This window comes from Psychrobacter sp. (assembly GCF_035469765.1).
GTDB lineage: Bacteria > Pseudomonadota > Gammaproteobacteria > Pseudomonadales > Moraxellaceae > Psychrobacter.
This window is the reverse complement of sequence record NZ_DATIRM010000344.1, coordinates 1-5981: the sequence shown is the minus strand read 5'-3', so window position 1 is coordinate 5981 and position 5981 is coordinate 1. Positions and strand designations below refer to the sequence as shown.

The window sequence follows — 5981 nt, the reverse complement described above, 5'->3', positions numbered from 1 at the left end:
CGGCTATCGAAGCGGTACATACGCAGCATCCTAATCCGTCGCCATAGCGTGATGTTTTTCAAGTTTCTATAAACGGAACTACAAGTATTGGCACGGCAAAAAAGGCGCAAATCGCGAGTATTATCACTGCGATTTGCGCCTTTTTTATACACGTTCGACTGAAAAACTAAGAAAAAATATCCAATTAAGTTTTTGCTATTTTGGTCAATACGCGTGAATGTAGCTCAGCCAAGCCTTCTTGCATCAATGCTTGTAACAAATCAGTCAGCTGACTTTTGGTCAAGCCTGTAGGGTCTATAGGCTCTAGTGGTAAGACATAAGCGGTCACATTTTTACTATCAAGCACCTTTTTAAGGCTAGATTTCATCGTAAGCTTGCCGTAATAAGGTAACTCTTCACTCAATGTGCCGTCTTTATTCACATAAGCAATCACCAGCGGGCGCACAGGTACATTAGCATCTATCGCCGCTTGTAATAAAGTACCATGGATACGCTTAATTTTTTTACCATCTGTGGTGGTCGCTTCAGGGAAAAAGATAACCGAGAAACCTTCGCTCAAAAATTTGGCAATTTGCGCTGCCACTGAACCTGCATCACCGGAACCACGCTCGATAAATACCGTACCTGCCGCATGCGCCAGCTTACCAAAGATAGGCCAATCACCGATTTCGGCTTTGGATAAGAAAAAAGCAGGGCTGACCGTCCCTACTACCGGAATGTCCATCCATGATACATGGTTAGAGACCCACAGACCGTGATGCTGCTCGACACGCTCAACAGCAATAACCTGCACGCCAAAAGAGCCTGCCATTTTGCGGCAAAACGCTTGAATATAGCGTGGTAGTGTCTCACGTGGTGGCTGTTTAAACGCCCCTATACGTTGGGCGGCGCGCAGCCCACCAGCGATGGTGGTGGTCATACCAGCAATCTGTCTGCCGCGTCCCAATTGCTGTCTGAGTGAAAAGCCTGACTTATATTGGCTCATCTGTATCCCTCGTGGTTAAAAACTTATGATTATATATGGTAAACAAACGCAATGAGTATAACAAAGTTTATGCAGTCAGTGATGATTTGTTCACTGAGTTATGAATGGGTTTTGTGAGCAAACTACCTCGATTATCTCAAGCCGATTACTTTTAGAAAGAATAGCTTAAGGATTAGATAGACAACTGCTCGATGCGGTCTGTAACATAAAATCATCGCTAATTGTATGAATACGCTTTAATATCAAGTGATAAGACCACATATAATTGGTTATCTGAACGCGACTATTATGTTTGTTCTATTTATCTTATATTGGCCATTTATTGACTCTATTAAATAAAACCAATCTTTTTAGAACGAGCAGCGTTGCGATTTATTTACTTTATAGATAGGTGATACTCTTTGGAATATTTTGAAAGACATACCGGTGGCGAGCGCGCCATCATCGTACATTTAGACATCCGCCAAATTCAAGATCCTGACGATCTGGGTGAATTTGAGCTGTTGGCAGACTCAGCAGGCGCAGATCGCTTAGCACTGGTCACAGGCTCACGTGCACGTCCCGATGCCAGATATTTCGTTGGTAGCGGCAAAGCGGAAGAGATAGCAGAGTTGGTGCGTGAGCATGATGCGGATATCGTTCTTTTTAACCACAGCTTATCGCCCTCACAAGAGCGTAATATTGAAGCCTTGGTACAGTGTCGTGTGCTTGATCGCACAGGTCTAATTTTAGACATTTTTGCTCAGCGTGCCCGTACTTATGAAGGTAAGCTGCAAGTAGAGCTTGCACAGCTCAATCACTTATCAACGCGTTTGGTTCGTGGTTGGACGCATTTAGAACGTCAAAAAGGTGGTATCGGTCTGCGTGGACCCGGTGAAACCCAGCTTGAAACGGATCGCCGTTTGCTACAAGTGCGCGTTATGCAGCTTAAAAGTAAAATTGAGAAAGTCAGACAGACACGTGCGCAAGGACGAGCCCGCCGCCAAAAATCAGATGTGCCGACTATCTCGCTGGTGGGTTATACCAATGCTGGCAAGTCTACTTTATTTAATCGCTTGGTCGATGAAAACATCTATGCGGCCGATAAACTGTTTGCGACGCTCGACCCGACGTTACGCCGCTTAGATTGGCAAGGTGTTGGACGCGTAGTATTGGTCGATACGGTCGGTTTTGTCCGTCATCTTCCACATGAGTTGGTTGAATCTTTCCATGCAACCTTAGAAGAGACACTAGAGGCAGACTTATTGCTCCATGTCATCGACTCATCCAGTGAAGATATGCATGAGCAAATTCAGGCGGTTAAAGATGTACTGGCTAAAATTGATAATGATGTGCCTGTGCTTAATGTCTATAACAAGATCGATTTGACCGATGAGCCTGTACGTATTGGTTATGCCAGCGAAGGTCAGCCAAACCGTGTGTATGTCTCTTCTCGTGAAAATCTGGGCATGGAAGAATTATCATTAGCTGTTCAGCAGTTACTCACTGGTACACTGACCACCTTTGATTTAACCCTTCCCTATCATGCTGGGCAGTTAAAAAATGCTTTGTATGAGCTCGGCGTTATTCAAGAAGAAAGCTATGATGACAGTGGTCATGAGTGCTTAACGATTCGCTTGCCAAGCGATAGACTGAGACAATTACTTGGTCAAGCCAACCTTGAGCCTTTAGATGTATTGCCATTAGCACAAGCAACATTACTAATGCCGATACTCGAAGAGTTTGAGAAGCCGGACGAGCCAAAAGAACAAACGATGACAGAAGCAGAAGAGAAAGCCTTTGCAGAATTTGAAGCATTAAATGCTGAAGATGAAACATTGGCAGCAGATTTAACGGTAGAAGATGACCAAACGCCCAATTTGGAAAGTTAAGCCATTTAATAAATATATGTGGCTAGATCATAAAAGGACAGTATCGATTGATACTGTCCTTTTTTTATATATAGTTTAAATACCTTAAAAACGCTACAGTACTGCTGGTATAAATTTTTTGCAGCCTCTGTCTGCGTAGGCACAGCAAGCAATAAAAATTGATATCAGCAGTACGTTATGTATCGATATTGCTTTTCCCTGACTATTATTATTTGTTTATCATGTGGCTATTAAGTTTTTATAGTTCGCTCAAGGGGAATTTAAGCCTTATTACCTTCTAACCTTTATTAGTTGGGTCACTCTATATATAATCACTCTTATACTGCTCTCGTGAATCCCTACTCACGCATCTTTTCAATCTCTACTCTATATCTGACATGGTCAACTTGCTTATGAAGCCTACCCATTCTTCAAATATGCCGTTATGGATGGCATTACTGTTGACGCTTATTATAGTCGTTACTGTGCGTGAGTCGGCAGTGATTGTCTGTCAATGGGCGGGAATCGACAAAGCCGCCAATATCGTCGGCTTATTGACGATGTTTTCTATCTTGATAGTTTGGCGATTTATAAAAGGTATCCCAAGTTGGCTAACCCAAGCGAGTAATACCTTGCTAGTCGATAGTGGCTTTGCATTTTTGCCAGTCTCTGCCGGCGCAGGTTTGCTGTTATTTGCCTTAGGAGATGAGCTATGGGGCGTGATGCTAACCATACTGATTAGCACGTTAATTCCGCTTTGGGGATTTGCCGTGTTATCCAATCGTTGGCTAAATCGCAATAATGATATGAACACCAACACTACTATCAACGAGCACAAGGGACAGCCTTAAGCTGGTTGAATAAAGGAATATTATGAGTTTTGATAGTGTGTTTGTGGCAACCCTTGCTGCGATATTATTAACCTTAACAGCGCATGTTATTGCGCGCATATTGGCACGCAAACTTTCATGGTTGCCGATGGTCATTACCGCACTGGTATTGGTCGTTATCTTTCTATTCATTTTTCAATGGGATTACAATCACTATTATGGCGTTGCCAAACCTGTCTTTGATCATCTTTTGGGCTATGTCACTGTCTTATTGGCAATACCTTTGGCTGCCATGAATTTTAAAGGTTTACCCATCAAAAAACTTGTCCTGATTGTGGCGATGGCAAGTTTGATTGGGGCGTTATTACCTATATCATTGGCATATCTATTTTCACTCAGTCACGATACCATTTTAGCATTTGCTAGCCGTTCAGTAACCACACCGATTGGACTGAGTATCGCAGATTTAATCAAAGCACCGTTGGCAATGGCAAACTTGATTATTATCGTTTCAGGCCTTATTGGCGGCACCTTAGCGCGTTTCTTATTTCGCGGTATTGAAGATGACCGCGCCAAAGGCTTGGCGCTTGGTTTGGTCGCTCATGCGTTTGGTACAGTAGAAGCGTGGCAAATCAGTCATACAGCAGGGCGTTATGCCGCCTTTGGCTTGGCTGTCAACGGTTTGGTCACCGCTATCTGGGTACCTGTCTTTATTACAGCGTTATCTATTTAAGTCACTCTTGCCATAATTTATCGTCTATAGTCAGTTCAATGTAAAAACGCTACAAGGAGACTGGGATTGGCTCTATTTTTGCGCTACTTTGATAAAGAGTTGTTTGTAGTAACTCTGCTCTATGTTGTCTTAGTTATAACTCTCGCCCCGCTATAGATTAGCGCTCTCTTCGCAACCCACCTTGCAATACTATATTGATTTTATTAAAAATTTTTACAATTTAAAGTTCTAATTGGGTAGTTTGTCGAGACAATCGGATATAGTCATAAGTTATTTTATGTTATAGTAAGTAACTATTATTTTTTGTATCTATTGCAATTGGTTTTGTTAGCCGTGGTCCTGCTTTTTAGCACGTAAGGTTAGTGGCTATAAAATATGGCAGACCGGATAACCGCTTTGTCGCGCAAACAGATGCGTCCATGAGCAAGGCAATTTGCTACTACTCAATAAAAAGTGATAACTCTATGATAAATATTGCAACTCTAATGACCCGCTGCTTGCCTCCCTTTTTACTCACCGCCGTTACCCTATCTACCCTACCTATAGCTGCTCAAGCAGGCAATATAAACTTCTATAAAAATAGTAGTGGACAGACTTTAATTACTAACCGTGATGTACCTAGCGGTGGTTTTTCTGATTTTACAAAGAAAGTGAAAACCACTTATTATAAAGCTTCTAACGCTTACAATAACAATGGTAGCAGTAGTAATGATTATGGTAGTAACTCTGGTAGCAGTAGTAATAATTATGGCCGTAGCTCTGCGAGCAGCAGCGGTAGCCGCAACTCTTATGATAGCTATATTCGCGCCTCAGCCCAGCGCCACGGTGTCGATCCAGCGCTAATGAAAGCAATGATGCATACAGAGTCTGCCTTTAATCCCAATGCTCGCTCACCAGTGGGTGCACAAGGTTTGATGCAGTTAATGCCAGCCACTGCACGGCGCTTTAAAGTCGGTAATCCGTGGAATCCTGCTGATAATATCGAAGGTTCTGCCAAATATATCGCTTGGCTGATGCGGCGCTTCAACAACAACGTCGAGTTTGCAGTCGCAGGTTACAATGCCGGTGAAGGTAACATTGATAAATATAATGGCATTCCACCGTTTAAAGAAACGCGTAACTACGTCAAAAGTGTGATGAGCCGTTACCACAGTCTATATAAAAATGACTCAGGGCTATCAGGCAATAGCATGAACGCCAATAATAGTAATACTGGAACTACTAGTAATGGTAGCGGTATCCAAAACGTTAGTTATGGCACCAGTAGCAACAGTAATAGCGCAAGCTACGCCAACTCGGCTTATTTAGCCTTACGTTAATCCAAAATAAAAATAACTGTCCCGTCCTAAAATAGATTGATGATTTTTTAATGAGCCAGATACCCCGAGTATCTGGCTTTTTCACATTAAGCAGGACATAAATAACTGTCATGAACCTCAGCAGGTGTTCTCATATTCAAACTTAAATGAGGTCTAATATTGTTATAGACATAAACAGACTCATCGATTAGCTGTTTAAGCTCACTCATCGTATTGCACTCATACAACAAGAACTCATTCTTTAAAATACCATTAATGCGCTCA

General features: G+C 42.4%; 6 protein-coding genes. 4 read left to right on the top strand and 2 right to left on the bottom strand.

Translation table 11 applies throughout. The features are described 5' to 3' along the window. Positions 1–184: 184 nt before the first annotated feature. Entirely contained in the window at positions 185–985 is an 801-nt protein-coding gene (locus VLN09_RS09545) for a lysophospholipid acyltransferase family protein (protein ID WP_325245950.1), read from the bottom strand. A gap of 401 nt (positions 986–1386) precedes the next feature. Between VLN09_RS09545 and hflX the strand changes: the two genes are divergently transcribed. From hflX to VLN09_RS09525, 4 genes are all read left to right on the top strand, one after another. Continuing rightward, positions 1387–2856, top strand: coding sequence for a ribosome rescue GTPase HflX (gene hflX, locus VLN09_RS09540; RefSeq protein ID WP_325245948.1), 1470 nt, complete (start codon positions 1387–1389; stop codon positions 2854–2856). A 392-nt stretch (positions 2857–3248) separates the two neighbouring features. Continuing rightward, complete coding sequence (locus tag VLN09_RS09535; RefSeq protein WP_325245946.1) at positions 3249–3686, top strand: CidA/LrgA family protein; 438 nt, start codon at positions 3249–3251, stop codon at positions 3684–3686. 22 nt (positions 3687–3708) lie between these two features. Next, on the top strand, positions 3709–4398 hold the full coding sequence (locus VLN09_RS09530; protein WP_325245944.1) for an LrgB family protein: 690 nt from the start codon (positions 3709–3711) through the stop codon (positions 4396–4398). Positions 4399–4862: 464 nt separating this feature from the next. Then, entirely contained in the window at positions 4863–5717 is an 855-nt protein-coding gene (locus VLN09_RS09525) for a lytic transglycosylase domain-containing protein (protein ID WP_325245942.1), read from the top strand. An 86-nt stretch (positions 5718–5803) separates the two neighbouring features. Here the strand turns inward: VLN09_RS09525 and VLN09_RS09520 are convergent. After that, positions 5804–5981 (bottom strand): integrase core domain-containing protein (locus tag VLN09_RS09520; protein ID WP_325245952.1); only part of this gene is annotated, 178 nt, incomplete at its 5' end.